This window comes from Pseudomonas sp. GW460-LB5 (assembly GCF_059423245.1).
This window is the reverse complement of record NZ_JBWKXT010000001.1, coordinates 129,543-155,107: the sequence shown is the minus strand read 5'-3', so window position 1 is coordinate 155,107 and position 25,565 is coordinate 129,543. Positions and strand designations below refer to the sequence as shown.

27 protein-coding genes and 1 other RNA gene are annotated in these 25,565 nt (G+C 61.7%); 8 read left to right on the top strand and 20 right to left on the bottom strand.

Features of this window, described 5'->3' with window-relative positions:
• Positions 1-6: 6 nt before the first annotated feature.
• From mraY to rsmI, 9 genes are all read right to left on the bottom strand, one after another.
• Complete coding sequence (mraY, locus tag AC07XM_RS00765; protein ID WP_016488965.1) at positions 7-1,089, bottom strand: phospho-N-acetylmuramoyl-pentapeptide-transferase; 1,083 nt, start codon at positions 1,087-1,089, stop codon at positions 7-9.
• Positions 1,089-2,456, bottom strand: a complete 1,368-nt coding sequence (locus AC07XM_RS00760; RefSeq protein ID WP_096426727.1) for a UDP-N-acetylmuramoyl-tripeptide--D-alanyl-D-alanine ligase — start codon at positions 2,454-2,456, stop codon at positions 1,089-1,091. Before AC07XM_RS00760 ends, mraY begins: the two co-directional genes overlap by 1 nt.
• Positions 2,449-3,939, bottom strand: coding sequence for a UDP-N-acetylmuramoyl-L-alanyl-D-glutamate--2,6-diaminopimelate ligase (locus AC07XM_RS00755; protein ID WP_371919270.1), 1,491 nt, complete (start codon positions 3,937-3,939; stop codon positions 2,449-2,451). Before AC07XM_RS00755 ends, AC07XM_RS00760 begins: the two co-directional genes overlap by 8 nt.
• Entirely contained in the window at positions 3,936-5,675 is a 1,740-nt protein-coding gene (locus AC07XM_RS00750; RefSeq protein ID WP_161775544.1) for a peptidoglycan D,D-transpeptidase FtsI family protein, read from the bottom strand. The genes AC07XM_RS00755 and AC07XM_RS00750 overlap by 4 nt, the downstream gene beginning before the upstream one ends.
• Entirely contained in the window at positions 5,675-5,968 is a 294-nt protein-coding gene (ftsL, locus tag AC07XM_RS00745) for a cell division protein FtsL (RefSeq protein ID WP_016488969.1), read from the bottom strand. The genes AC07XM_RS00750 and ftsL overlap by 1 nt, the downstream gene beginning before the upstream one ends.
• The gene (rsmH, locus tag AC07XM_RS00740) at positions 5,965-6,912 is read right to left on the bottom strand and encodes a 16S rRNA (cytosine(1402)-N(4))-methyltransferase RsmH (protein WP_016488970.1); all 948 of its coding nucleotides are present in this window, start codon (positions 6,910-6,912) and stop codon (positions 5,965-5,967) included. Before rsmH ends, ftsL begins: the two co-directional genes overlap by 4 nt.
• Complete coding sequence (mraZ, locus tag AC07XM_RS00735) at positions 6,909-7,364, bottom strand: division/cell wall cluster transcriptional repressor MraZ (protein WP_019439042.1); 456 nt, start codon at positions 7,362-7,364, stop codon at positions 6,909-6,911. Before mraZ ends, rsmH begins: the two co-directional genes overlap by 4 nt.
• A gap of 309 nt (positions 7,365-7,673) precedes the next feature.
• Positions 7,674-8,049: RNase P RNA component class A (gene rnpB / locus AC07XM_RS00730), an RNA gene on the bottom strand.
• A gap of 67 nt (positions 8,050-8,116) precedes the next feature.
• Positions 8,117-8,992 (bottom strand): 16S rRNA (cytidine(1402)-2'-O)-methyltransferase, encoded by an 876-nt coding sequence (rsmI, locus tag AC07XM_RS00725; RefSeq protein WP_016488972.1) that lies wholly within the window; start codon positions 8,990-8,992, stop codon positions 8,117-8,119.
• Between the two features lie 186 nt (positions 8,993-9,178).
• On the opposite strand from rsmI, the gene AC07XM_RS00720 reads away from it, so the two are divergent.
• The 5 genes from AC07XM_RS00720 to AC07XM_RS00700 all read left to right on the top strand — a co-directional run bounded on the left by AC07XM_RS00720 (position 9,179) and on the right by AC07XM_RS00700 (position 13,002).
• Entirely contained in the window at positions 9,179-10,996 is a 1,818-nt protein-coding gene (locus AC07XM_RS00720; protein WP_016488973.1) for a penicillin-binding protein activator, read from the top strand.
• On the top strand, positions 10,996-11,367 hold the full coding sequence (locus tag AC07XM_RS00715; RefSeq protein ID WP_016488974.1) for a YraN family protein: 372 nt from the start codon (positions 10,996-10,998) through the stop codon (positions 11,365-11,367). The genes AC07XM_RS00720 and AC07XM_RS00715 overlap by 1 nt, the downstream gene beginning before the upstream one ends.
• An 86-nt stretch (positions 11,368-11,453) precedes the next feature.
• Positions 11,454-12,047 (top strand): phosphoheptose isomerase, encoded by a 594-nt coding sequence (locus tag AC07XM_RS00710; protein ID WP_012274070.1) that lies wholly within the window; start codon positions 11,454-11,456, stop codon positions 12,045-12,047.
• A complete protein-coding gene (locus tag AC07XM_RS00705; protein WP_016488975.1) occupies positions 12,044-12,622 on the top strand; it encodes a BON domain-containing protein in 579 nt (192 codons plus the stop codon). The genes AC07XM_RS00710 and AC07XM_RS00705 overlap by 4 nt, the downstream gene beginning before the upstream one ends.
• Before the next feature lie 161 nt (positions 12,623-12,783).
• Positions 12,784-13,002 (top strand): YgdI/YgdR family lipoprotein, encoded by a 219-nt coding sequence (locus AC07XM_RS00700; RefSeq protein ID WP_016488976.1) that lies wholly within the window; start codon positions 12,784-12,786, stop codon positions 13,000-13,002.
• 51 nt (positions 13,003-13,053) lie between these two features.
• Here the strand turns inward: AC07XM_RS00700 and AC07XM_RS00695 are convergent, their stop codons facing one another.
• The 7 genes from AC07XM_RS00695 to rplM form a co-directional block, all read right to left on the bottom strand.
• The gene (locus AC07XM_RS00695) at positions 13,054-13,482 is read right to left on the bottom strand and encodes a ClpXP protease specificity-enhancing factor (protein WP_102689059.1); all 429 of its coding nucleotides are present in this window, start codon (positions 13,480-13,482) and stop codon (positions 13,054-13,056) included.
• Positions 13,483-13,492: 10 nt separating this feature from the next.
• The gene (locus tag AC07XM_RS00690; protein ID WP_016488978.1) at positions 13,493-14,116 is read right to left on the bottom strand and encodes a glutathione S-transferase N-terminal domain-containing protein; all 624 of its coding nucleotides are present in this window, start codon (positions 14,114-14,116) and stop codon (positions 13,493-13,495) included.
• Positions 14,117-14,233: 117 nt separating this feature from the next.
• Positions 14,234-15,013, bottom strand: a complete 780-nt coding sequence (locus AC07XM_RS00685) for a cytochrome c1 (RefSeq protein ID WP_016488979.1) — start codon at positions 15,011-15,013, stop codon at positions 14,234-14,236.
• Positions 15,013-16,224, bottom strand: coding sequence for a cytochrome b (locus tag AC07XM_RS00680; protein ID WP_024717460.1), 1,212 nt, complete (start codon positions 16,222-16,224; stop codon positions 15,013-15,015). The genes AC07XM_RS00685 and AC07XM_RS00680 overlap by 1 nt, the downstream gene beginning before the upstream one ends.
• Positions 16,224-16,817 (bottom strand): ubiquinol-cytochrome c reductase iron-sulfur subunit, encoded by a 594-nt coding sequence (gene petA, locus AC07XM_RS00675; protein WP_016488981.1) that lies wholly within the window; start codon positions 16,815-16,817, stop codon positions 16,224-16,226. The genes AC07XM_RS00680 and petA overlap by 1 nt, the downstream gene beginning before the upstream one ends.
• A 262-nt stretch (positions 16,818-17,079) precedes the next feature.
• Positions 17,080-17,472: a 30S ribosomal protein S9 gene (rpsI, locus tag AC07XM_RS00670; protein ID WP_003260797.1), complete on the bottom strand. Its 393-nt coding sequence runs from the start codon at positions 17,470-17,472 to the stop codon at positions 17,080-17,082.
• 14 nt (positions 17,473-17,486) lie between these two features.
• Positions 17,487-17,915 carry a 50S ribosomal protein L13 gene (gene rplM / locus AC07XM_RS00665; RefSeq protein ID WP_003260798.1) on the bottom strand — a complete coding sequence of 143 codons (429 nt, stop codon included), beginning with the start codon at positions 17,913-17,915 and terminating at the stop codon, positions 17,487-17,489.
• Positions 17,916-18,173: 258 nt separating this feature from the next.
• On the opposite strand from rplM, the gene AC07XM_RS00660 reads away from it, so the two are divergent.
• Positions 18,174-19,214 carry an NADP(H)-dependent aldo-keto reductase gene (locus AC07XM_RS00660; RefSeq protein WP_016488982.1) on the top strand — a complete coding sequence of 347 codons (1,041 nt, stop codon included), beginning with the start codon at positions 18,174-18,176 and terminating at the stop codon, positions 19,212-19,214.
• A 189-nt stretch (positions 19,215-19,403) separates the two neighbouring features.
• Positions 19,404-20,324, top strand: coding sequence for a GlxA family transcriptional regulator (locus AC07XM_RS00655; protein WP_172455912.1), 921 nt, complete (start codon positions 19,404-19,406; stop codon positions 20,322-20,324).
• 126 nt (positions 20,325-20,450) lie between these two features.
• On the opposite strand, the gene zapE is transcribed toward AC07XM_RS00655, so the two are convergent.
• From zapE to AC07XM_RS00640, 3 genes are all read right to left on the bottom strand, one after another.
• Complete coding sequence (gene zapE / locus AC07XM_RS00650) at positions 20,451-21,545, bottom strand: cell division protein ZapE (protein WP_016488984.1); 1,095 nt, start codon at positions 21,543-21,545, stop codon at positions 20,451-20,453.
• Positions 21,546-21,629: 84 nt separating this feature from the next.
• Positions 21,630-22,979, bottom strand: coding sequence for a tryptophan--tRNA ligase (locus tag AC07XM_RS00645; RefSeq protein WP_070086391.1), 1,350 nt, complete (start codon positions 22,977-22,979; stop codon positions 21,630-21,632).
• Positions 22,980-23,004: 25 nt separating this feature from the next.
• Positions 23,005-23,640, bottom strand: coding sequence for an alpha/beta hydrolase (locus tag AC07XM_RS00640; RefSeq protein WP_016488986.1), 636 nt, complete (start codon positions 23,638-23,640; stop codon positions 23,005-23,007).
• A 135-nt stretch (positions 23,641-23,775) separates the two neighbouring features.
• On the opposite strand from AC07XM_RS00640, the gene AC07XM_RS00635 reads away from it, so the two are divergent.
• Entirely contained in the window at positions 23,776-24,213 is a 438-nt protein-coding gene (locus AC07XM_RS00635) for a Z-ring associated ZapG family protein (RefSeq protein WP_016488987.1), read from the top strand.
• Positions 24,214-24,306: 93 nt separating this feature from the next.
• Here the strand turns inward: AC07XM_RS00635 and AC07XM_RS00630 are convergent, their stop codons facing one another.
• Positions 24,307-25,500, bottom strand: coding sequence for a methionine gamma-lyase (locus AC07XM_RS00630; RefSeq protein ID WP_016488988.1), 1,194 nt, complete (start codon positions 25,498-25,500; stop codon positions 24,307-24,309).
• Between the last annotated feature and the right edge of the window lie 65 nt (positions 25,501-25,565).

Below are 25,565 nucleotides of genomic sequence, written 5' to 3'. Positions count from 1 at the left end.
GCTCATCTACCTCAGTTTCAGGGTTGCAAGGCCGATCAGCACCAGAATCACGGTGATGATCCAGAAGCGGACGATCACCCGTGGCTCTGGCCAGCCCTTGAGTTCAAAGTGGTGGTGGATCGGCGCCATGCGGAACACGCGCTTGCCGGTCAGCTTGAAGGAGGCGACCTGGATCACCACCGACAGGGTTTCCACCACGAAGATGCCGCCCATGATGAACAGCACGATTTCCTGGCGGACGATCACGGCGATGGTGCCCAGCGCGGCGCCCAGCGCCAGCGCGCCGACGTCACCCATGAAGACTTGTGCCGGGTAGGTGTTGAACCACAGGAAGCCCAGGCCGGCGCCGATCAGCGCGCCGCAGAACACGATCAGCTCACCCGAGCCCGGCACGTAGGGGATCAGCAGGTATTCGGCGAACTTCACGTTACCCGACAGGTAGCAGAAGATGCCCAGGGCGCCGCCCACCATCACCGTCGGCATGATTGCCAGGCCGTCGAGGCCATCGGTAAGGTTGACCGCGTTGCTGGAGCCGACGATGACGAAGTAGGTCAGCACGACGAAGCCAATGCCCAGCGGGATAGTGACATCCTTGATAAACGGCAGGATCAGCGTGGTCTCGACGCTGGTCGGCGCCGTCTTGTACAGGAACACGGCCGCAGCCAGCCCGAACACCGACTGCCAGAAGTACTTCCAGCGGCTTGGCAGGCCACGGGAGTTCTTTTCGATCACCTTGCGGTAGTCGTCAACCCAGCCGATCGCACCGAATGCCAAGGTCACGATCAGCACCACCCACACGTAGCGGTTGGACAGATCAGCCCACAGCAGGGTGCTGATGGCGATGGCCGACAGGATCAGTGCGCCACCCATGGTCGGGGTGCCGGACTTGGACAGGTGCGATTGCGGGCCGTCGTTACGCACGGCCTGGCCGATCTGGCGAATTTGCAGGGTACGGATCATCCACGGCCCCAGCCACAGCGCCAGGGACAACGCGGTCAGTACACCAAGAATCCCGCGCAGGGACAGGTACTGGAAGACCGCGAAGCCTTTGTGGAACTGTTGCAGATACTCGGCCAACAGCAGCAGCATTAATGTTTCTCCCCGCTGGCACCGCACAATGCCGCCACGACGTTTTCCATCGCAGCGCTGCGCGAGCCCTTGATCAAGATAGTGGTGTCGCTGGCATTTTCAGCGCGAACAGCGTCGATCAGCTCAGCTTGAGTAGCGAAATGATGGCCATTGGCGCCGAACGCCGTGACCGCATGCATCATGTTGGAACCCACTGCGTACAGGGCGTCGACCTTGCCACGCGCGTAGTCACCCACCTGACGGTGGCCTTCTTGCGCCCATTGCCCCAATTCGCCGATATCCCCAAGCACCAGGACGGTGCGTCCGGAAAAGCCGGCGAGTATATCAATGGCCGCGCACATGGAGGTGGGATTTGCGTTGTAACTGTCGTCGATCACCCGCACACCGTTCGGCGCGACCTGCGCCACGGTGCGGCCCTTGACCGGCTGCACGGCAGCCAGGCCGGCGGCAATGCCGTTCAGGGTCAGACCAACGGCATGGGCGGCAGCGGCGGCAGCCAGGGCGTTGCTGACGTTATGGGTACCCAGAAGGTTCAGCTGTACCTGCACGCTGCCATCAGGCCCGTGCAGGGTGAACGACGGGCAGCCACGCGCGTCGCGACCAATGTCGCTGGCGTGGAAATCGGCCTGCGGGTTATCCAGTGCAAACGTGAAGATGCGGTGGTTGCCGGCACGTTTGCGCCAGATTTCGAACGCCTTGTCGGCCAGGTTGAGGATGGCGACACCGCCCTCACCCAGGCCTTCGAGAATTTCGCCCTTGGCTTCGACGATCTTCTCGGGCCCACCGAATTCGCCAACGTGGGCGGTACCTGCGTTATTGATGATGACCACCTGAGGTTTGGTCAGGCCGACGGTGTAGCGGATTTCACCGATGCGCGACGCACCCAGCTCGATCACTGCAGCGCTGTGCTCCGGAGCGATTTCCAGCAGGGTCAGCGGCGCGCCAAGGTCGTTGTTCAGGTTGCCGCGGGTGGCATGCACCAGGCCGCGGGTGCGCAGGATGCTGGCAAGCATCTCCTTGACCGTGGTCTTGCCACTGGAACCGGTAATCGCCACCACGGGCTTGTCGAACGCAGCGCGGTTCAGGGCGCCGAGCTGACCAAGCGCTACCCGGCAATCATTGACCCGCAACTGCGGCAGGTCGACACCGGCCACCTCACGCTCGACCAGGGCGGCGACTGCGCCTTTGGCTTTGACATCAGCCAGGTAGTCATGGCCATCGAAACGCGGGCCGGCCAAGGCGACGAACAGCTGCCCGGCGCTGACACTGCGGCTGTCGATGCTGACACCGGTGAAAGTGGCGTCGGTACCGACTTGTTGACCACTCAGTGCTGTGGTCAGCTGGCTGAGTGTCATCGGCTTAAGCATGTGGAGCCTCCCAGGCTGCAAGGGCCTTCTCGGCTTCGGTCAGGTCGGAGAAGCCATGGCGCTCGCCATTGATCTCCTGATAATCCTCATGCCCCTTGCCCGCCAGCACGATCACGTCGTTGGCAGCGGCTGAGGCGATCAGGTGCGCAATGGCTTCGCCACGGCCGGCGACGAACTCGACGTCTTCAGGCTTGGTGAAGCCGGGACGGATGTCGTCGAAGATGCGCAGCGGGTCTTCCGTGCGCGGGTTGTCGTCGGTGACCAGCACACGGTCGGCCAGGCGCTCGGCCACTTCAGCCATCAATGGGCGCTTGCCGCGATCACGGTCGCCGCCGCAGCCAAACAGGCACAACAGTTGGCCGTGGGCATGCGGGCGCAGGGCTTCAAGCACTTTTTCCAGGGCATCCGGGGTGTGCGCGTAGTCGACCACCACCAGTGGTTTTTGACCGCCACCCAGGCGCTGCATGCGGCCCACAGGCCCTTGCAGGCGCGGGGTGACCTCAAGGATTTCGTCCAGCGCGTAATCCAGCGCCAGCAGGGTTGCCACGGCGGCCAGCATGTTGCTCAGGTTGAAGCGGCCCAGCAGCTGGCTGCGCAGGGTGCGCTCACCCTGAGCAGTCACCAGCGTGGCTCGCACGCCATCGTCACTGAACACGGCCTCGCGGCAGAACAGCGAGGCGTCGGGGTTTTCCAGGCTATAGCTGAGCAGCCGGGTCTCGACCAGGTCGACACTCGGGCGGCGAGCAAAGTCTTCGGCCAGGCGACGACCAAAGTCGTCATCCAGGTTGATCACCTGGCAACGCAGGTTTGGCCAGGCGAACAGCTTGGCCTTGGCCGCCTCATACGCCTGCATGCTGCCGTGGTAATCCAGGTGATCACGGGACAGGTTGGTCATGACCGCGATGTCGAACGCCAACGCAGCGACACGCCCTTGCTCCAGGGCGTGAGAGGAAACCTCCATGGCCACGGCCTTGGCGCCCTGCTTTTTCAGGTCGTAAAGGGTGGACTGTACGGCAATCGGGTCTGGCGTGGTCAGGCGACCACTTTGCAGTTCACCGTAAAAGCCGGTCCCCAAAGTGCCAATAAGGCCGCAGCGCTGGCCGAGCACATCAAGCGCCTGGGCCACCAATTGAGTAACGCTGGTCTTGCCGTTGGTACCGGTCACACCCACCAGGTTCAGCTGGCGGCTGGGCTCACCATAGAAGCGCCCGGCGATGTCCGAGAGTTGGGCGATCAGGCCCTTGACCGGAATCAGCGGCACATCGGTCAGCGGCAGCACGTTGGCGCCCTGCTCTTCATAGGCCACGGCGGCAGCGCCACGGGCCAAGGCATCGGCGATATGTTCGCGGCCATCAACCTTGGCGCCCGGCACGGCCAGGAACAGATCGCCGGGGCGTACATTGCGGCTGTCCAGGGTCAGTTCACGAATCAGCGGGTCACGGCTGGCGTGAGCGAAAAGCTTGCTCAATGGCATTGTCATCATCCACGCCCTCCCTTGGCGGCTGCTGCATTGACTTGCGACTGTTCGGCGGGTGCCGGTGGCGGCAGGTTGTCTGGCGGTACGTTCATCAAACGCAGGGTGCCGGACATGACCTTGCTGAATACCGGCGCCGAAACCAGGCCACCGAAGTAACCACCCTTGCCCGGCTCGTCGATGACCACGACGATGGCGTAGCGCGGGTCGCTCATTGGCCCGAAGCCGGCGAACAGCGAACGGTAGGCGTTTTCGGTGTACCCCTTGGACCCCACCGTGGCTTTACGCGCTGTGCCGGACTTGCCGGCCACGTGATAGAACGGCACCTGGGCACGGAACACACCACGCGGTGCTTCAATCACCTGCTGCAGCATGCCCTGAACGGTTTCGGCGGTTTCCTTCGGAATGGCTTGCACAGCTTCCGGAGCCTTGTCGACCTTGATGATCGACAGCGGCACCATCTTGCCGTCGTTGGCCAGCGCCGCGTAGGCATGCACCAGCTGCAGGGCGGTCACCGACAGGCCATAGCCATAGGAAAGGGTCGCGGTTTCAGCCTTGCGCCACTCGCGGTGGTTGGGCAGGTTGCCGACACGCTCACCCGGGAAGCCAAGGCCGGTGTACTGGCCCAGGCCGACCTGGGACATGACGCGGTAGATGGCCTCGCCACCAATGTCGAAGGCGATCTTGCTCATGCCGACGTTACTGGAGTTGATCAGGATGCCGGTCAGGTCGAGGATCGGGCCCTCGCTGCGCGACACGTCCTTGATGGTGTAGCGGCCGATCTGCAAGCTGCCCGGGTAAACCTCGACCTTGTCGGTCGGCTTCCAGCGGCCGCTTTGCAGTGCCGCACTCATGGAAATCGGCTTGACCGTGGAACCGGGCTCGAACACGTCGATGATTGCCCGGTTGCGCATCGCTGCCGGGAACATGCTGCGGCGGTTGTTCGGGTTGTAGGTTGGCTGGTTGACCATGGCCAGGACTTCACCAGTCTTGACGTCCATGATCACCAGGCTGCCGGCCTTGGCGTCCTGCTCGGCAATGGCGTTGCGCAGCTCGCGGGTAGCCAGGTACTGCAGGCGCAGGTCTATCGACAACGCCAAGGTCTTGCCGGCCTTGGCGTTCTTGGTTACCTGGATGTCCTTGATCAGCCGGCCACGCCGGTCCTTGATCACCTGCCGCTTGCCGGGCACGCCGGCCAGCCACTCGTCATAGGCCAGTTCCACCCCTTCGCGACCGTGGTCGTCGAGGTCGGTGAAGCCGACCATGTGCGCGGTGACATCGCCGGCCGGATAGAAGCGGCGGAATTCTTCCAGGCCGTACACACCAGGCACTTTCAGGTCGAGCACGTGCTGGCCCTGCTCCGGGGTCAGGCCGCGGACCAGGTAGATGAACTCTTTGCTGGCCTGCTGGGTCAGGCGCTCGACCAGTTGCTGCGGGTTTTGCCCCAGCGCTGCGGCCAGCTGTGGCCAGCGGTCTTTGGACGCCTGCATTTCCTTGGGGTTGGCCCACAGGGTGGTGACCGGGGTACTCACAGCCAATGGCTCACCGTTGCGGTCGGTGATCAGGCCACGGTGCGCAGGGATAGGGATGTGACGCAAACTGCGCGCATCGCCCTGCCCCTTGAGGAAGTCACGGTCGACCACTTGCAGGTCGATGATGCGCCAGCAGATAGCGCCGACCATGATTGCCAGCAAGCCGATCACCACGCGGAAGCGCCACGGGTAGAGTGCGCCTTCGAGCTTCATCATGGCGCCACCATCCGCACTTCGTCAGCCGCAGGCACGCGCATTTTCAACTGCTCGGAAGCCAGGTTTTCGATACGGCTGGCGGCGGTCCAGGTGCTCTGTTCCAGAATCAGCCGGCCCCACTCGGCCTGGGCCTTGTCACGCTCATTCAACTCGCCGTAAAGGGTATTGAGCAACTGACGGTTCCAGTGCGCGCTGTAGGACACGGCGACGGCCGAAACCAGCACGCCGATAAACAGCAGAAGCATCAGGAAGCTTCCGCCTGGCAAAGGCTTGGCAAAGAGCCTGCTCACCGCAGTTTCTCCGCCACACGCATCACGGCGCTACGCGAGCGTGGGTTGGCCTTGAGCTCGGCTTCGGAGGCGAACTGGGCCTTGCCGATGAGCTTGATTTTCGGCTCGAAGACTTTGTGCTGTACCGGCAGGTTGCGTGGCAGGTTGTCGGCCTCGCCCTTGACCAGCTTGCGCATGAACAGCTTGACGATACGGTCCTCAAGGGAGTGGAAACTGATCACTGCCAGGCGGCCACCGACCTCGAGTGCATCCAGCGCGGCCTCCAGGCCAGCCTCCAGGTCACCCAGCTCGTTGTTGACATGGATCCGCAGCCCCTGGAAGGCACGGGTAGCCGGGTTCTTGCCTTTTTCCCAGGCAGGGTTGGCAACCTTCAGCACTTCCGCCAGGTCGGCAGTGCGGGTGAACGGCTCCTTTTCGCGGCGCTCGACCACGGCACGCGCCATGCGGCCGGAGAAACGCTCTTCACCGTACTCTTTGAAGACACGGGCAATTTCTTCCACAGGCGCAGTGGCGATGAACTCGGCGGCACTGATGCCCTGATCCGGGTTCATGCGCATGTCCAGCGGGCCATCATTGAGGAAACTGAAGCCACGCTCTGGGTCATCCAGTTGCGGCGAGGACACGCCCAGGTCCAGCAGTACACCGCTGACCTTTCCGTGCAGGCCGCGCTCGGCCACTTCTGCACCCAGCTCGGCAAAGCTGCGCTGCACAATGACAAAGCGGCCGTCTTCGGCCGCCAGCGCTTGCCCCGTGGCAATCGCCTGTGGATCTTTGTCGAAGCCCAGCAGCCGCCCTTGCGGCCCGAGCTTGCTGAGAATCAGCCGGCTGTGTCCGCCACGGCCGAAGGTGCCGTCCAGATAGCAACCGTCGGCGCGCAGGGCCAATGCCTCGACAGCTTCGTCGAGCAGGACGGTAATGTGGTTGAAGCCGCTATCTATGGTCACAGGATCAGGTCACGCAATTCGTCGGGCATGGCGCCCGGTTGTTGAATAGCTGCAAGGTCGGCTGCCGAAACCGTGTTCCAGGCATCTTCATCCCACAGCTGGAATTTGTTCAGTTGCCCCACCAGCATCGCCTTCTTGTCGAGCTTGGCGTACTCACGCAGGCGGGGCGGCACCAGGAAACGCCCACTGCCATCGAGCTCCAGGTCAACCGCATTACCGATCAGCAAACGCTGCAGACGGCGGTTTTCCTCACGCAACGATGGCAAGGCTCGCAACTTGGCTTCTATCTGTTCCCACTCATCGAGGGGGTATACGCACAAGCAGGGGTCAACGGCGTCAATGGTCACGATCAGCTGGCCATTGCAACGCGAATCCAGCTCGTCACGGTACCGACTCGGCATGGCGAGACGTCCCTTGGCATCGAGGCTGACGGCGTTGGCTCCGCGGAACACGGCTGTGATTCCCCACAATGTTAGCTTTTTTGTGCCAGAAAACCCACTTCATCCCACTTTCTGCCACTTGCGCACACTATAGGAATCCGCCCGCAGCACCGTCAAGGCACGTTCATAAGGAAAAGCCTTACAGGACCGAGATTTAGCGCGATAAGGGAATGTGGAAGCACTACCGAGGAAGAGAAAACACGAGAAAAATCAAACCCACGCAAGCAAATGGAGTTCGAACTTAAAGTGATTTATCAAGAGTAAGATTTTTTCGGTATTACCAGAGAGGATCTGCTATCGAATCAAGCAGGGGAGGAAAAGGTGGAGAGTCGATCTGTAAGCCGGGTTTTGTCGAGGACAGTCATTCCTCTACGACGGCCATCACTGGACGCCTCTAGCAACCTACCCGGTTCCGACGCGGGCCACGCCTGATGGAACCCTATTTGGTCTTGCTCCGAGTGGGGTTTACCTAGCCACGAACTGTTGCCAGACGTGCGGTGCGCTCTTACCGCACCTTTTCACCCTTACCGGCACCGAAGTGCTTAGGCGGTTATTTTCTGTGGCACTTTCCGTAGGCTCGCGCCTCCCAGGCGTTACCTGGCACTCTGCCCTATGGAGCCCGGACTTTCCTCCCCCTGCTGCTCACACAACAAAAAGTTGCGGAACAAAAACAGGCAGCGACTGTCCGATCGACTCTCCGCCGCCAAGGTTACCGGCACGCGCGCACAAGAACAAGCAATACCGGCAATTATATCAAACTGCCACTATTCGGTTTTCTGCTTTTCCAGCGCAAGTTGATACAACAGGTTCTTGCGCACACCGGTAATTTCCGCCGCCAGCGCCGCAGCCCGCTTCAGTGGCAGCTCGGCCAACAGCAGGTCGAGTACTCGCTGGGCCTCGGTACTGATGGCCTGCTCGCCCTCCGGCGCGCTCCAGCCGCCAACCAGTACCACGCACTCACCGCGCTGCTGGTTGCTGTCGCCGGCAACGAACGCGCGCAGCTCGGCCAGCGGCAGGCCCTTCAGGGTCTCGAAGGTCTTGGTCAGCTCGCGCGCCAGCAGTGCCGGGCGTTCGCCACCAAAAACCAGCTCCATGTCTTCGAGGCATTCGAGGATACGGTGCGGGGCCTCATAGAAAATCAGCGTACGCGGCTCTTCCTTCACCTGCTCGAGGCGCGCCCGGCGCCCGGCCTGCTTGGCCGGCAGGAAGCCTTCGAAAATGAAGCGGTCCGACGGCAGGCCGGCCGCCGACAGTGCGGCGATCAAGGCGCAGGCGCCCGGCACCGGCACCACGCTCACCCCCGCAGCCCGCGCCTGGCGTACCAAGTGGTAGCCCGGGTCGGAAATCAGCGGCGTGCCGGCATCGGAAACCAGTGCCACGTTCTCGCCAGCCAGCAGCTTGGTGAGAAAACGCCCGCCCTCATCACGCTCATTGTGTTCATGACAGGCCGCCAGCGGTGTGTCGATGCCAAAGTGTTGCAGCAGGCGGATCGAATGGCGGGTGTCTTCGGCGGCGATCAGCGCCACATCCGCCAGCACCTTCAGCGCCCGGGCGCTCATGTCGTCGAGGTTGCCGATGGGGGTTGCCACCACATACAGCGTCCCCACCGTGGATTTCGAAGCCCCTGCCACATCAGTCACTGCGCACACCTGTCATTCGGATCAAAGGCGCCATTGTAGCCCGAGCGCCTGCAACAGGGCGCAAAGAACTTCGCCAGCGATCGGCGGCAGGCCACCTATAGTGAAGGATCAGCACAGCAACATCGCGCCCCGGCCAGTGCTTGGGTACAATTGCCGGCCAACTTGATCGAGTAACAGGACCTTTACATGATCGCTTGCCTGCGGCTGCTCACAGCCCTCTGCCTCGCTGCCCTGCTGGCAGCCTGCGCCAGCTCGCCCTCATCCAGCCTGGGCGAACTGCCACGCACCCCGGATGCCAGCATCGAGCAACTGCTCGAAAAAGCCGCTTCCAGCAAGTCAGCGGAAGATGCCGCCCTGCTGCGCCTGAGCGCGGCCGACCTGGCCTACAAGCAGAAGGACTTCCCACGCGCCGCACGCATTCTTGAGCAAGTCCCGCTGGACACACTCAAGCCGGCCCAGCAAGTGTTCGCCAGCACCCTCGCGGCCGAGCTGGCCATGAGTCGAAACCAGCCCAAGGCGGCCCTGACTGCCCTGGCTCACCCCAGCCTGCAACGTGTAGCCGAGCTGCCGGCGGAGCAGCAAGCGCGCACTTACAATGTGCACGCCGCCGCCCTTGAAGCCGACGGCCAGACCCTGGCTGCCGCGCAACAGCGCGTGCTGCTGGCCCCGCTGCTCAGCGGCCAGGCTGCCAGCGCCAACAATGACGCCATCTGGGCACTGGTCGCCTCGTTGCCGGCAGAGCAACTGCAGCAGCCAGCCAACGACCAGACCCTGGCCGGCTGGACCAGCCTCGCCTTCGCAGTGAAGAGCGCCGGCACCCTGGAGCAGCAGCAAGCGGCCATCGATACCTGGGTCAAACAGCACCCAGGCCACCCTGCCGCCCAACAACTGCCGCTGGCGCTGACCAAGCTCAAGGAGCTGGCCAGCCAGCCACTGACCAAGATCGCCCTGCTGCTGCCCCAGGAAGGCCCGCTTGCCGGTGTTGCCCGCGCCCTGCGTGACGGTTTCATGGCCGCCCACTTCCAGGCCCAGCAAGCTGGCCAGCCAGCGCCTGCGGTGCAAGTGTTCGACAGCTCGCGCATCGGCTCGCTAGACGATTTCTATCGCCAGGCCCAGGCCGCCGGCGTGCAACTGGTCATCGGCCCGCTTGAAAAGCCACTGGTCAAACAACTGGCCGCCAAACCGCAACTGCCGATCACCACACTGGCCCTGAACTACGCCGACGCCGGCCAGAAGGCCCCGCCGCAACTGTTCCAGTTCGGCCTGGCTGCCGAAGATGAAGCACGAGAAGTCGCCCGCCGCGCTCGCGCCGACGGCATGGTCCGCGCCGTGGCCCTGGTGCCGAGTGGCGAATGGGGTGACCGCGTGCTGGCCGCCTTCCGCCAGGACTGGGAAGGCAATGGCGGCACCCTGCTCGCTGCCGAGCGCATTGCCCAGCCGGTTGCCCTCGCCCAACAGATCGCCGACCTGTTCCAGCTGCGCCAGAGCGAAGGCCGCGCCAAGAGCCTGCAAAGCACGGTAGGCGGCAGCATCGCCGCACAACCGTCGCGCCGCCAGGATATCGATTTCATCTTCCTGGCCTCGACCCCGCAACAGGCCCAGCAGATCAAGCCGACCCTGAACTTCCAGTACGCCGGTGACGTCCCGGTCTATGCCACCTCGAACCTGTACAGCGCCAGCGGCGACGTCAACCAGTACAATGACATGAACGGCATCCGCTTCTGCGAAACGCCGTGGCTGCTCGACACCAGCAACAGCCTGCGCCAGCAAGTGGTACAGCAGTGGCCGCAGGCCGCTGGCAGCCTTGGCCGCCTGTATGCCATGGGCGTCGATGCCTACAGCCTGGCGCCGCGCCTGGGCCAGCTGAAAGCGCTGCCGGACAACCGTGTCCAGGGCCTTTCGGGCAGCCTGAGCATCAACGCCAACCAGCGTATCGAGCGCCAGCTGCCATGGGCCGAGTTTGCCGGCGGCCAGGTCAAGCGCCTGCCTGACACCGCGCGCTGATGCCAACAGCGTCGCCCACAAGCGCCGGGCAAGCAGCAGAAACCCAAGCCCTTGAGTACCTTCAAGGGCAGGGCCTGCAGCTGCTGGCGCGTAACTGGCGATGCAAAGGCGGTGAGCTTGATCTGGTCATGCTTGACGCCGATACAGTAGTATTCGTCGAAGTCCGCTACCGGTTGCACGCGTGCTTCGGTGGCGCCCTCGCCAGCATCGACGGGCGCAAGCAGAAACGGTTGGTGCTCGCCGCCAGCCGGTACCTGCAGAAGGCGCCCCACTGGGGCAACCACCCCTGCCGCTTCGACGTAGTCGCCCTGCAGGGCAGCCACCATGCAGGCAGGCCGCTTCAATGGCTGAAAAACGCCTTCGAATGCTGAACCCACTTCGTTTTTTTTGCTCTATGTTTCGCGGGCTGGTCGTTGTTGCGCGTCGCAAAGGCCACCGCCCCACTTAAGGTCACCAGATGGACATGCAATCCCGAATTCGCCGGCTGTTCCAGGCCAGCATCGATACCAAGCAACAGGCAATGGACATCCTGGCACCGCACATCGAGCAGGCTAGCCTGGTCATGGTCAATGCGCTGCTCAACGAGGGCAAGATGCTCGCCTGTGGCAACGGCGGCTCGGCCGGTGATGCCCAGCACTTTTCGTCGGAACTGCTCAACCGTTTCGAGCGCGAGCGCCCGAGCCTGCCAGCCATCGCGCTGACCACCGACAGCTCGACCCTGACCTCGATCGCCAACGACTACAGCTACAACGAAGTCTTTTCCAAGCAGATTCGCGCCCTGGGCCAGCCCGGCGACGTTCTGCTGGCAATCTCCACCAGCGGCAATTCGGCCAACGTCATCCAGGCGATCCAGGCCGCACATGACCGCGAAATGATTGTCGTAGCATTGACCGGCCGCGACGGCGGCGGCATGGCTTCGCTGCTGCTGCCCGAAGACGTGGAAATCCGCGTACCTTCGACGGTTACCGCACGCATCCAGGAAGTCCACCTGCTGGCGATCCACTGCCTGTGCGATCTGATCGACAGCCAACTGTTCGGGAGTGAAGAATGACCCCTATGCGCCTCGGCCTGATGGCCCTGACTCTGTGCCTGAGCGTCACCGGTTGCAGCTCGGTACTTACTTCTACGCGCAATTCGCCGATCGAAGACGATCGCGGTACGCGCACCATTGGCAGCAAGATCGACGACTCGCTGATCGAAACCAAGGCCTCGGTGAACATTTCCAAGGCCAGCCCTGACCTGGACAAGGGCTCGCACATTGTTGTCAGCAGCTACAACGGCATCGTCCTGCTGGCCGGCCAGACTCCACGCGCCGACCTCAAGAGCCTCGCCGAGCAAACCGCCAGCCAGGTACAGCGCGTCAAGAAAGTGCACAATGAACTGCAGGTGATGCAACCCTCCTCCATCCTGGCACGCAACAACGACGCCTGGCTGACCACCAAGATCAAGACCCAGATGCTGGGTGACAGCGCCGTGCCAAGCTCGCGCATCAAGGTGATTACCGAAAACGGTATCGTCTATCTGCTCGGCCTGGTGACCCAACAGGAGGCCAATTCGGCCACCGCCGTGGTACAGGGCGTGTCGGGTGTGCAGAAGATCGTCAAGCTGTTCGAGTACATCGACTGATTCATTGCTGCCTGCACCGGCCTCTTCGCGGGTGAACCCGCGCCCACAGGGATCTCACAGCTTTCAAGCCTTGTGCATTCCTGTGGGAGCGGTTTTACCCGCGAAAGGGCCAGTACAAGCAACAACAATGCCCCACCTTTCAGAAACCCAGGAAACACCGCATGAAAAAGCTTCTGCTGCCTGCCCTGCTGATCGGCACCTTCGCCACCCTGGCCGGCTGCTCCACGCCAAGCCTGATCACCCTCAACGATGGCCGTGAAATCCAGGCTGTCGACGCACCGAAGTACGACCGCGATGCAGGCTTCTACGAGTTCCAGCAACTCGATGGCAAGCGCACCCGCATCAACAAGGACCAGGTACGCACTATCAGCGACCTGTAACCCGAAGTTGGCGGCAAAGAAAAAGGCGATCCAGTTGGATCGCCTTTTTTGTTACTTGACCACTTTCAGGCTTGGCCGACCACTTGGGCGCGGCGGCTGGCCACCCCCTTCCGGCGGGCCATCGTCGTCCGGCTGCACATCATCCTCTTCCGGCTCGTCGCCATCCATCGGCGACTCCAGCTCGAAGACCATGCCTTGGCCATTTTCACGGGCATAGATGCCCAGGATGGCGCCAACCGGCACGAACAGCGAATGGGCCACGCCACTGAAGCGGCCCTCGAAGCTGACTGCGTCGTTATCCATGTGCAGGCTGCGCACGGCACTTGGCGAGATATTCAAGACGATCTGACCATCACTGGCGAAACCATCCGGCACCTGGACTTTCGGGTATTCGGCATTGACCAGCATGTGGGGCGTGCAATCGTTGTCGACGATCCACTCATACAGTGCTCGAACCAGATAGGGGCGACTGGAGTTCATCAACAGCTCCTTAAAGCTTGCGCATTTCACGTTCTACGGAGGACAGGCTCGCCAGGAAAGGCTCGCGAGCGAACTGCCGCTCCATGTAATCCAGCAGCGGCTTGGCTTGCCGCGGCAATTCGATACCCAACACCGGCAAACGCCAGAGTATGGGCAATAGACAGCAATCGACCAGGCTTTGCTCCTCACTCATGAAACAGGCGTACTCACCGAACAATGGTGAAACACCGGTCAGGCTTTCGCGCAGGGCCTTGCGTGCCTCGGCACGGGCGGCCTCGGTGCTGCGCGCGTCCAGCACGGTGTCGGCCAAGGCACACCAGTCGCGCTGGATGCGGTGCATCAGCAAACGGCTGTTACCCCGCGCAACCGGGTACACTGGCATCAGCGGTGGGTGCGGGTAACGCTCCTCGAGGTATTCCATCACCACGGTCGACTCATACAACGCCAGGTCACGGTCGACCAGGGTCGGCACACTGCCGTAAGGGTTCACCTCGGCCAGCCTGGCCGGCAGGCGACTGGGGTCGACATCGATGACCTGGACGCTGACACCCTTCTCGGCCAGCACAAGGCGTACCCGATGAGAATAATGATCAGCGGGATCGGAATAGCAGGCTAACCTGTTGGTTGCGCCCATGTAGCGGCTCCTCGCACGGGATGCTTGTGCAACTGTAAATGAAAACGCGCCCGGGGTACCCTGGCAAAACTGCCAGGGCGCCCCGGGCGCGTTCAACAACCAGAAACTACTGCGTGATCAGTGCACGTCCTTCCAGTATTCACGCTTGAGCAAGTAGGCGAATACGAAGAAGAAAGCCAGGTACAGCAACACGTAGGTACCAATGCGCTGGCTTTCCAGTTTGACCGGGTTGGCCGAATAGGCCAGGAAGGTCACCAGGTTCTTGACCTTCTCGTCGAACTGCTCGGTCGTCAGGGTACCGGAATTCGGCGTAATGGTCAGCTGGTCACAGGCTTCATGGGTGATCGGGCTGCCGGTCAACGGGTCAAATTGCTTCTTGCCATCGACCACGGTCTGCACCTGCTTGCAGCCAACCACCTGGTTACCCTGCAGGCCAACCAGCACGTTAGGCATGCCCACGTTCGGGAACACCTTGTTGTTCACCCCGTAAGGGCGCGACGGGTCTTCGTAGAAGCTGCGCAGGTAGCTGTACAGCCAGTCGGTACCCCGCACACGGGCGACCAGGGTCAGGTCGGGTGGCGCAGCGCCGAACCAGGTCTTTGCGTCGCTGGGCTTCATGCCGATCTGCATGTGGTCACCGATTTTGGCGCCGGTGAAAACCAGCTTCTCGAGCATCAGCTCGTGAGGGATGCCCAGGTCATCAGCCACCCGCTCGTAACGCTGGAACTTGGCACTGTGGCAACCCATGCAATAGTTGGCAAAGGTGCGCGCACCGTCCTGCATGGCCGCCTTGTCGGTCAGGTCGATATCGACCTTGTCCAGCTCCAGGCCATGTTCGGCAGCGAAGGAAAAGGCAGGCATCACTGCCAGCAAAAATACTGCAATCAACTTTTTCATCAGCCAGTCACCCTTTCCGGAACCGGTTTGGTCTTCTCGAGCCTTGTGTAGAACGGCATCAGCAGGAAGTAGGCGAAGTACAACACCGTGCACACCTGCGACAGCAAGGTACGCCCAGGTGTCGGCGCCAGCACGCCCAGCACGCCGAGGATGACGAAGGCCACGCAGAACACCAGCAGGAAGAGCTTGCTGATCCAGCCCTTGTAACGCATGGAACGTACCGGGCTGCGGTCAAGCCAGGGCAGCACGAACAGCACAGCGATGGCCGCACCCATGGCGATCACGCCCATCAGCTTGTCAGGTACCGCGCGCAAGATCGCGTAGAACGGTGTGAAGTACCACACCGGCGCGATGTGCTCGGGCGTCTTGAAGGCGTTGGCCTGCTCGAAGTTCGGTTTTTCCAGGAAGTAACCACCCATCTCCGGGAAGAAGAACACCACAGCGCAGAACACGAAGAGGAACACCACCACGCCAACGATATCCTTGACGGTGTAGTAAGGGTGGAACGGGATACCGTCCAGCGGAATGCCGTTTTCGTCCTTTTTCTTCTTGATGTCGACACCATCGGGGTTGTTCGAACCCACTTCGTGCAGAGCAAGAATGTGCAGCACCACCAGGCCGAGAATCACGATGGGCAGGGCGACCACATGCAGGGCGAAGAAGCGGTTCAGGGTGATGCCCGAAATCAGGTAGTCACCGCGGATCCACTGGGTGAGGTCGTCACCGATCACCGGGATGGCGCCGAACAGGGAGATGATTACCTGGGCACCCCAGTACGACATCTGGCCCCACGGCAGCAGGTAACCCATGAAGGCTTCCGCCATCAGCGCAAGGTAGATCAGCATGCCAAACAGCCAGACCAGCTCGCGTGGCTTCTGGTAGGAGCCGTAGAGCAGGCCGCGGAACATGTGCAGGTAGACCACGATGAAGAACGCCGACGCACCGGTGGAGTGCAGGTAGCGCAGGATCCAGCCGTATTCCACGTCACGCATGATGTACTCGACCGAAGCGAACGCCTCTTCCGCCGAGGGCGTGAAGCTCATGGTCAGCCACACACCGGTGACGATCTGGTTGACCAGTACCAGCAATGCCAGGGAGCCGAAGAAGTACAGGAAGTTGAAGTTCTTGGGCGCGTAATACTTGCTCAGGTGGTCTTCCCACATTTTTGTGGCGGGGAAGCGAGCATCAATCCAGTCCATGAACTTGCTCATCATGCGTTCTCCTGGTCGACGCCGATGACGATGATATCGTCCGACTCGTAAGAGTGCGGCGGCACTGGCAGGTTGAGAGGTGCCGGCTGCGACTTGTAGACACGGCCGGCCAGGTCGTAGTGGGAGCCGTGGCACGGGCAGAAATAGCCACCCACCCATTTCGGACCAAGGTCAGCAGGCGCAACTTCCGGGCGGAAGGTGGGCGAGCAGCCCAGGTGCGTGCACAGGCCGACGAGAATGAGGATTTCCGGCTTGATCGAGCGAACCTCAGGGTCGACGTAGGTCGGCTGCACCGAAGCCTTGGACTCTGGATCAGACAGGTCACCCGTAATTTTTTTCAGGTTGCCAAGGATTTCTTCCGTTCGGCGCACGATGAACACCGGCTGGCCACGCCACTCAGCCACCATCTGCTGCCCGGCCTCGACCTTGGCGATATTGACCTTCACCGGTGCACCCGCGGCTTTCGCCTTGGCACTGGGAAACCATGACCCCACGAACGGTACCGCAGCCCCCACTGCTCCCGCTGCCCCGACCACGGATGTCGCGGCTACGAGGAAGCGGCGCCGGCCTGCGTTGACGCCGTCATTGCTCATTCAGTCCTCTCCCATCAGCTTGCTTGGCCTGTTGAACCAGGCTCGTACTTAGGTTGTGTCAATGGCACTAAAATTTGGCAGCCATGGTAAGAAACAAAACCACACACTGACAAGGTGATTACCCAAGCAAGGGCCACAACCCGCGCTTTGCTTGATCTGCGTCTATGCGACAAGCGGCCACTGACATGCTGACAGGTTAGTTCAAGCCAAAAAAAAAGCCCGGTTCCAAGGAACCGGGCTTTTTTCGACTGCCGAAGCGGTATTAACGCTTGGAGTACTGAGGACGCTTACGCGCTTTACGCAGACCCACTTTCTTACGCTCAACTTCACGAGCGTCGCGGGTGACGTAGCCAGCACGACGCAGAGCGCCACGCAGGGTTTCGTCGTATTCCATCAGAGCGCGGGTGATACCGTGACGGATCGCACCGGCTTGACCGCTGACACCACCACCGGAAACGGTGACGTAGATGTCGAATTTCTCAACGGTTTCGGTCAGCTCGAGTGGCTGGCGAACAACCATGCGAGCGGTTTCGCGACCGAAGAACACGTCCAGAGAACGGTTGTTGATGGAAATGTTACCAGTACCCGGACGCAGGAATACGCGAGCGGTTGCGGTCTTGCGACGGCCAGTGCCGTAATTTTGAGTCGCCGACATAATGAACTATCCCGTTAGATCTTCAGTTCTTGAGGCTGCTGAGCAGTGTGTGGGTGAGCAGCACCCGCGTACACTTTCAGCTTGCGGTACATGTCGCGACCCAGCGGGTTCTTAGGCAGCATGCCTTTGACCGCGGTTTCGATAACACGCTCAGGGGCCTTGGCGATCAACTTCTCGAAGTTGATTTCCTTGATACCGCCCGGGAAGCCGGAGTGGGAGTAGTACATTTTGTCGGAAGACTTGGCACCTGTCACACGAACCTGCTCGGCGTTGATAACGACGATGTAGTCGCCGGTGTCAACGTGAGGGGTGTATTCTGGTTTGTGTTTGCCACGCAGACGGCTAGCGATTTCGGTAGCCAGACGACCCAGGGTCTGGCCAGCGGCGTCGACTACGAACCACTCGCGCTTTACTGTTTCCGGTTTAGCAGTAAAAGTTTTCATTCTCTAAAGCCTCAGAGGCCGCCCAGCGAAAAATAGACGGCGAATCTTACTGGATAGTGCACAGCTTGCCAAGGGCAAGCGCGCAGCCGAACACAGACGCTTTTGGGGGCTCGGGTCGGGCACGCCAATGTTCGACGGGGTTCTTCCTGCGTGATGGTGCATCACTTCCGCCACGCGGAGAGGGGCTGAATTATCCAGATTGCGAGAAAAATTTCAACCTGCTTTGATGGGCATCTATTGCCAAGGAGTGTCTAACCGATGGAATACCGTCAGCTCGGCCGTACCGACCTCAATGTCAGCGCCCTGTGCCTGGGCACCATGACCTGGGGCGAACAGAACGTTCAGGCCGAAGCCTTCGAACAGATTGCCCGGGCCAAGGCCGCCGGGATCAACTTCATCGACACCGCCGAGATGTATCCGGTGCCGCCGCGCCCGGAAACCTACGCGGCTACCGAGCGCATCATCGGCAACTGGTTCCGCGACAACGGTGATCGCGACGACTGGGTGCTGGCCAGCAAGGTGGCAGGCCCGGGCAACGGCATCAGCCACATTCGCGACGGCCAGCTCAAGCACAACCGCCAGCACATCGTGGCGGCGCTGGAGGAGAGCCTGAAGCGCCTGCAGACCGACCGTATCGACCTGTACCAGCTGCACTGGCCGGAACGCAGCACCAACTTCTTCGGCAAGCTGGGCTACCAGCACCTGCCACAGGACCACTTCACCCCGCTGGAAGAAACCCTCGAGGTACTCGACGAGCAGGTACGGGCGGGCAAGATCCGTCACATCGGCCTGTCCAACGAAACGCCGTGGGGCACCATGAAATTCTTGCAACTGGCCGATAGCCGGGGCTGGCCGCGGGCGGTGTCGATCCAGAACCCGTACAACCTGCTCAACCGCAGCTTCGAGGTGGGCCTGGCAGAGGTGGCAATCCGTGAGCAGTGCGGCCTGCTGGCCTATTCGCCGCTGGCCTTCGGCATGCTCTCGGGCAAGTACGAGAACGGCGCACGGCCGGACAACGCGCGCCTGACCCTGTTCAGCCGCTTTGCCCGATACTCCAACCCGCAGACCGTCGCAGCCTGCAGCCGCTATGTGCAGCTGGCCCGCGAGCACGGCCTGGACCCGGCGCAGATGGCCCTGGCGTTCGTCACCCGGCAACCGTTCGTGACCAGCAACATCATTGGCGCGACCAGCCTGCAACAGCTGGACAGCAACCTGGCGAGCCTTGAGCTGAGCCTGAGCGATGAGTTGCTGGCAGCGATCGAAGCCATACACCAGGCGCAGCCGAACCCGGCGCCTTGAGCTGAAAGGGGCTGCATTGCAGCCCCGCCGCTACACGGGGTAGACACAATCGCCAAAAAATAAGACGATCCAGCCGGTGATTGACCACTCTACCCTATAAGAACAATGACAATGATGTTTACCCAACCCTCCGCGTCGCTGCGGCGCGTCAGCATCCTGGCCATTGACAAGGTGTTTGCTTCGACCTTGATGCAGGCCAAGGATTTCTTTCACCTCGCCAGCCTGCGTTACAGCAAGCAGCTAGGCCTGGGCTTGCAGCCCATGTTCGAGATCTGCCTGGTGAGCCCCGACGGCCAGCCGGTGGACAGCTTCAGCAATGTGCAGCTTCCGGTCGACGGTGGCCTGGACGACGCCGACGTCATCATTCTCCCGGCCTACTGGGACGACTTCGACAACCTGCTGCAACGTTATCCACAGGTGCTCCCATGGCTGCGTGAACAGCATGCCCGCGGCGCGGTGCTGTGCGCCGAGGCCAGTGGCGTGTTCTGGCTGGCCGAGTCCGGCCTGCTCGATGGCAAGGAGGCGACTACCTACTGGCGCTTCTTCAACAGCTTTGCCGAGCGCTTCCCGAAGATCCGGTTGAATCAGGACAAGCACCTGACCGACGCCGACAATATCTATTGCGCCGGCGGGGCCACGTCGGCCTGCGACCTGTACATCTACCTGATCGAGCGCTTCTGCGGTGCCAACGTGGCCCGCGCCGTGTCGCGCGACATTCTTTACGAAGTGCAGCGCAACTACACCCCGGGGCGCATGGGCTTTGGCGGGCAGAAGCTGCACCAGGACCTGATCATCCTGCAGATTCAGCATTGGCTGGAGGAGCACTTCGCCGACAAGTTCCGCTTCGAGGACGTTGCCCGCAACCACGGCATGAGCATCCGCAATTTCATGCGCCGCTTCCAGGGCGCGACGGGTGACAAGCCGCTGCACTACCTGCAACGGCTGCGGATCGAGACCGCCAAGGGGTTACTGTCGAGCACACGCAAGAGCATCAAGACCATCAGCTACGAGGTCGGTTATGACGATGCCAGTTTCTTTGCGCGGCTGTTCCGCCAGCACACCGAGCTGTCGCCGAACCAGTATCGGCAGCAGTTCATGCAAGAGGCTTGAGGCCTTGCGGGGCTGCTTTGCAGCCCATTCGCGGCACAAGGCCGCTCCCACAAATGCCCAGCGTGCGCCGATCAATGTGGCAGCGGCCTTGCGTCGCGAATGGGCCGCAAAGCGGCCCCAAAAATCTTACGGCTTGTGTGCGCGCGACAGGAATTCGTGCGACTGCATCTCCAGCAACCGGCTGAGGGTACGCTGGAACTCGAAGCTCAGGCGCCCGCCGGTGTACAGGTCTTTCAGCTCCACCTCGGCCGAGATGATCAGCTTGACGTTGCGGTCGTAGAATTCGTCCACCATGTTGATGAAGCGGCGGGCGATGTCGTCGGTGGCAACACCCATCTGCTCCACATTGCTCAGCAGCACGGCGTGGAAGATCTTGCCCAGTTCGATGTAGTCGTTCTGGCTGCGCGGCCCATCGCAAAGGGCGCGGAAGTCGAACCAGGCGACATCGTCACAGGTGCGCAGGGCATTGATCGGACGGTTCTCGATCATCAGCACGTCGTTCTCGATCGCCTGCGTGCACTCAGGGGTGAGCGCCTTGAAGCTGGCGCGCATGCTCTGGTGCGCCGCGTCATTGAGTGGGAAGTGGAACAGTTCGGCCTGCTCCAGGTGGCGCAGGCGGTAGTCGACCCCGCTATCCACGTTCACCACGTCGGTGTACTGCTTGATCATGGCGATGGCCGGCAAGAAGCGCGCACGCTGCAGGCCGTCCTTGTAAAGGCCGTCTGGCACGATGTTGGAAGTGGCCACCAGCGACACACCATTTTTGAACAGCTCTTCCATCAGAGTGCCGAGGATCATCGCATCGGTAATGTCCGACACGAAGAATTCGTCGAAACAGATCACCCGGGCTTCTTCGCTGAAGCGCTTGGCGATGATGGTCAGCGGGTTCTTCTCGCCCTTGAGGGTTTTCATTTCCTCGTGCACACGCTTCATGAAGCGGTGGAAGTGCGTACGCATCTTCTGCTTGAACGGCAGCGCTTCGTAGAAGGTATCGACCAGGTAGGTCTTGCCTCGCCCTACCCCACCCCAGAAATACAGGCCCTTGACCGGGGTCTGCTCCTTCTTGCCGAACAGTTTGCCGAACATGCCCGGCTTGTTGTTCTGCGCTTGTACCAGGTCGTCGTACAGGCGCTGCAAGTGACGCACCGCAGTTTCCTGCGCCGCGTCATGGAAGAAGTCGGGACGTTTCAGATCTGCTTGATAGCGTTCTAAGGGAGTCATAATTCGTTAGCGAGGCAACAAAAAACGGGCCGTCACTGTAGCGACAGGCCCGCTTAATGGCAATCAGACTTGCGTCAATATGCCTCAGTCCTGCTGTGGTGCCAGGGCATCACGCAGGCTCTGAATGGCGGCATCACGGGCTTGCGCGCTGTCAAACTGCGGCCCGTCGGCGACCTGCTCGCCATTGAGCCACAGGCCGAAGCTCAGGCCTTCTACCCGTACATCGGCCTCGCCACCCTGCTGCAGCTGCTTGCTCACGGCGCCAGCACTCTTGCCGTCAGCGAAGCTGCGCGACAGCAGCAGTTGCTCACCGTCAGCGGCCAACAGGCGGAAACGGAAGCTGCCGTCTTCGTCACGGAAGCTGACGAAGCGCGCGCTCTTGGCTGACTTCTTCTTCACCTCGGTGGTGGCCTGCACGCTGCTGCGGAACGAACGCAGGCCAACGGCTTCGCGCAGTTGCTCGAGGAACGGCGTGGCAATCTTGCGGGCCTTGGCGGCACCGGCCAGCAGGATGTCTTCCAGGTCCGCCGGGCGTGCGATCAGTTGGTGGTAGTACTCGCGTTTTTCCGCCAGCTGGCCATCCAGCAACTGGAACAGGCGCTGCTTGGCATCACCCCAGCCCAGGCCCTGCAACAGCTCTTCGCGGAACCCGGCGCATTGCTCCGGCGTCGAGAAGGCCTGGTACAGGGTGAACAGGTGCGAGTTGTCCGGGTCTTTCGCTTCACCCGGCGCGCGCGAGTCAGTCACGATGCGCGAGATGGCGTCTTTCATGTCCTTGGCGCTGGTGAACAACGGGATGGTGTTGTCGTAGCTCTTGGACATCTTGCGCCCGTCCAGGCCTGGCAGCGTGGCCACGGTTTCCTCGATCACCGCCTCTGGCAGGGCGAAGAAGTCCTGGCCCTGGCCGAACAGGTGGTTGAAGCGTTGGCCGATGTCGCGGGCCATTTCCACGTGCTGGATCTGGTCACGGCCGACCGGCACCTTGTTGGCGTTGAACATGAGGATGTCCGCGGCCATCAGCACCGGGTAGCTGAACAGGCCCATGGTCACGCCGGCGTCCGGGTCCTCCCCATTTTCGACGTTCTTGTCCACCGAGGCCTTGTAGGCATGCGCGCGGTTGAGCAGGCCCTTGGCGGCAACGCAGGTCAGCAGCCAGGTCAGTTCGGGAATTTCCGGGATGTCGGACTGGCGATAGAAAGTCACTTTGTCCGGGTCAAGGCCACCGGCCAGCCAGGTGGCGGCGATTTCCAGGCGTGAACGCTGGATGCGCAGCGGGTCATCGCATTTGATCAGGGCGTGGTAGTCGGCCAGGAAGTAGAACGAGTCGACACCGGGCTGCTGGCTGGCACGGATCGCAGGGCGAATGGCGCCGGCGTAGTTGCCCAGGTGCGGAGTGCCGGTGGTAGTGATACCGGTAAGAATGCGCGTGGTCATGGGTGTTCGCTTATTCAGGCTTGGCTCAGTTCGAAAGGCGCGGCAGCAGCAGATCCTTCAGATCGGTCAGCTTGCCATGGAAGAAGTGTCCGCATTCTGCCACTTTCAGCAGCTCATGGGGGCGCGTCAGGCTGTCGGACCAATCGTAAACCAGCTGCGGTGCGACGACTTCGTCGGCGTCCGGCTGCACCACGGTCACCGGGCAGCGCTGCGGCAGCGGGAATTCGGCGGTCAGGCGCATGACCGCCGGGGCGATCATGAACAGGTGCTGCAACTCGACGCCTGCAGTTTCAAGTCGCCCGGCCAGGCTGGTGGCAACGAAACCACCGAACGAAAAGCCCATCAACACCAGCGGCAACTCTGGGTGCGAGCTACGCAGCCAGGCTGCCGCGGCCTCGGCATCGGCCACTTCGCCGGCCCCCATGTCATGGCTGCCGGCGCTCTGGCCGACGCCACGGTAGTTGAAACGCAGGGTCGCGTAACCGGCATCACGGGCGGTGCGTTGCAGGGTCGAGACCACCTTGTTGAGCATGGTGCCGCCCTGGACCGGGTTGGGGTGGCAGATCAGCACCGCGCCACGGGCGTCAGCCACGTCCAGGTACAAGGCTTCCAGCTGGCCGGCGGGGCCATCGATGAACAAGGGGGTTTCGCGGACAAGCAAGGCACTACTCCGTGACCTCGGGAAGGGTCGATTCGTCTAGGTGTGAAATTCTGTTCTGATTTGCGATCGCTCGCGGTATACAGCGCAGGTCTGAGCCGTTAACGTAAAGCAAAGCCGTTTATAGAGGAAGGACTCGTGGAACTCTCGCTCCTTGTTTGGTTGTTGCCAACCCTGGCCCTGGTCATTGGCGTGGCGGTCGGTTTCATTGTTGCCCGCCTGCTGCCCAACGCAGCACCCAGCAACACCCAGCGCCAACTGGATGACATCCAGAAGCGCTTCGACAGCTACCAGAACGAAGTGGTCACCCACTTCAACAGCACTGCCATGCTGGTCAAGAAACTGACCCAGAGCTACCAGGACGTACAGGATCACCTGGCTGAAGGCGCCAACAGCCTGGCCCTTGATGAAGTCACTCGCCAGCGCCTGCTGGCTGCCCTGCATTCCGAAGCGCCGCAAGGCCCGCGTGACCGCCTGACCCCACCGAAAGACACCGCCGAAGTGCCGCGCGACTATGCGCCAAAAGCGCCGAACTCGCCGGGCATGCTGGACGAGAGCTACGGGCTCAAGCGTTGATCCACTGAACCTGTAAAAGGCCTCGCAAGAGGCCTTTTTTGTGTATGCCGTGTTCTTGCCGCTGCGGGCCCTTTTCGCGGCACAAGGCCGCTTCTACAGATGCCCCAGCGCCTCCTCGATATCCAGCAGCAGATCCTCCACATCCTCCAGACCAACCGACAATCTCACCAGCCCCTCCGATATCCCGTGATGGGCGCGCTCCTGGGGCGTGTAACTGGAGTGCGTCATGCTGGCCGGGTGTTGCGCCAGCGACTCGGCATCCCCCAGGCTCACCGCCCGCGCAAATAGCTGCAGGGCATTCATGAAGCGCCGCCCGGCCTCGATACCGCCCTTGAGCTCAAAGGCAATCATCCCGCCCGGCAAACGCATCTGCCGCCGTGCCAGGTCGTACTGGGCAAACGACGGCAAGCCCGGATAGTGAATCAGTTCCACCTGGGGCTGCCGGGCCAGGAACTTCGCCACCTCCAGGGCATTGGCGCAATGCCGGTCCATGCGCAGCGCCAAGGTCTTGATACCGCGCATCAATAACGCAGCGTCATGGGGCGACAAGACTGCCCCGGTCATGTCTTTCAGCCCTTCCAGGCGAATGCGGTCGACCAACGCCTTGCGCCCCACCACCAGGCCGGCGGTGATATCGCCATGGCCGCTGAGGTACTTGGTCGCCGAATGCACCACCAGGTCCGCCCCCAGCTCCAGTGGCCGCTGCAGGTACGGCGTGCAGTAGGTGTTGTCGACCACCACAAGCACGTCTCTCCCATGTACAGCCTCGACCACCGCTGCGATGTCGACCAGTTGCATGTTGGGGTTGGCCGGCGTTTCGAAGTAGATCATCCGCGTTTTACTGTTGATCGCCGCTTTGAGGGCCTTGGCGTCATTGAGGTCGACATGGTGAATCTTGACTCCGAACTCGCCAATCCCATGGTGCAGAAACGCGAAGGTACAGCCATACAGGGTGCGCCCGACGATCAGTTCATCACCGGGGCGCAACAGGGTCCAGATGGTCGAGGTAATGGCGCCCATACCCGACGCCAGCGCCAATCCCGCCTCACCGCCCTCCAACGAGGCCATGCGTTGCTCAAGCAAGGCCAAGGTGGGATTGGAGATGCGGCTGTAGAAGTGCCCTGCCTCTTCCCCGGCGAAGCAAGCAGCGCCGTATTCAACAGTGGGGAAGGCATAGGTAGCGGTCTGGTACACCGGCGGCACCAGGGCGCCTCCGTGGGAAAGCGGGTCGTAGCCATGGTGAATGGCCCGCGTGGAGAAACCGGTGTTGTTATGGGAGTCGCGCATGGCAACAGCCTCTTGTGGTTTGTTATAAGCTTATGCCACCGAGCTGCCCGATTTTTTCCAAAATA

Bases quoted from the DNA above. Each gene is read 5' to 3' on its own strand.
- mraY (WP_016488965.1), bottom strand. From the start codon at position 1,089: ATGCTGCTGCTGTTGGCCGAGTATCTGCAACAGTTCCACAAAGGCTTC.
- AC07XM_RS00760 (WP_096426727.1), bottom strand. From the start codon at position 2,456: ATGCTTAAGCCGATGACACTCAGCCAGCTGACCACAGCACTGAGTGGT.
- AC07XM_RS00755 (WP_371919270.1), bottom strand. From the start codon at position 3,939: ATGATGACAATGCCATTGAGCAAGCTTTTCGCTCACGCCAGCCGTGAC.
- AC07XM_RS00750 (WP_161775544.1), bottom strand. From the start codon at position 5,675: ATGAAGCTCGAAGGCGCACTCTACCCGTGGCGCTTCCGCGTGGTGATC.
- AC07XM_RS00720 (WP_016488973.1), top strand. From the start codon at position 9,179: ATGATCGCTTGCCTGCGGCTGCTCACAGCCCTCTGCCTCGCTGCCCTG.
- AC07XM_RS00715 (WP_016488974.1), top strand. From the start codon at position 10,996: ATGCCAACAGCGTCGCCCACAAGCGCCGGGCAAGCAGCAGAAACCCAA.
- AC07XM_RS00710 (WP_012274070.1), top strand. From the start codon at position 11,454: ATGGACATGCAATCCCGAATTCGCCGGCTGTTCCAGGCCAGCATCGAT.
- AC07XM_RS00705 (WP_016488975.1), top strand. From the start codon at position 12,044: ATGACCCCTATGCGCCTCGGCCTGATGGCCCTGACTCTGTGCCTGAGC.
- AC07XM_RS00700 (WP_016488976.1), top strand. From the start codon at position 12,784: ATGAAAAAGCTTCTGCTGCCTGCCCTGCTGATCGGCACCTTCGCCACC.
- AC07XM_RS00695 (WP_102689059.1), bottom strand. From the start codon at position 13,482: ATGAACTCCAGTCGCCCCTATCTGGTTCGAGCACTGTATGAGTGGATC.
- AC07XM_RS00690 (WP_016488978.1), bottom strand. From the start codon at position 14,116: ATGGGCGCAACCAACAGGTTAGCCTGCTATTCCGATCCCGCTGATCAT.
- AC07XM_RS00685 (WP_016488979.1), bottom strand. From the start codon at position 15,013: ATGAAAAAGTTGATTGCAGTATTTTTGCTGGCAGTGATGCCTGCCTTT.
- AC07XM_RS00680 (WP_024717460.1), bottom strand. From the start codon at position 16,224: ATGAGCAAGTTCATGGACTGGATTGATGCTCGCTTCCCCGCCACAAAA.
- petA (WP_016488981.1), bottom strand. From the start codon at position 16,817: ATGAGCAATGACGGCGTCAACGCAGGCCGGCGCCGCTTCCTCGTAGCC.
- rpsI (WP_003260797.1), bottom strand. From the start codon at position 17,472: ATGTCGGCGACTCAAAATTACGGCACTGGCCGTCGCAAGACCGCAACC.
- rplM (WP_003260798.1), bottom strand. From the start codon at position 17,915: ATGAAAACTTTTACTGCTAAACCGGAAACAGTAAAGCGCGAGTGGTTC.
- AC07XM_RS00660 (WP_016488982.1), top strand. From the start codon at position 18,174: ATGGAATACCGTCAGCTCGGCCGTACCGACCTCAATGTCAGCGCCCTG.
- AC07XM_RS00655 (WP_172455912.1), top strand. From the start codon at position 19,404: ATGCAGGCCAAGGATTTCTTTCACCTCGCCAGCCTGCGTTACAGCAAG.
- zapE (WP_016488984.1), bottom strand. From the start codon at position 21,545: ATGACTCCCTTAGAACGCTATCAAGCAGATCTGAAACGTCCCGACTTC.
- AC07XM_RS00645 (WP_070086391.1), bottom strand. From the start codon at position 22,979: ATGACCACGCGCATTCTTACCGGTATCACTACCACCGGCACTCCGCAC.
- AC07XM_RS00630 (WP_016488988.1), bottom strand. From the start codon at position 25,500: ATGCGCGACTCCCATAACAACACCGGTTTCTCCACGCGGGCCATTCAC.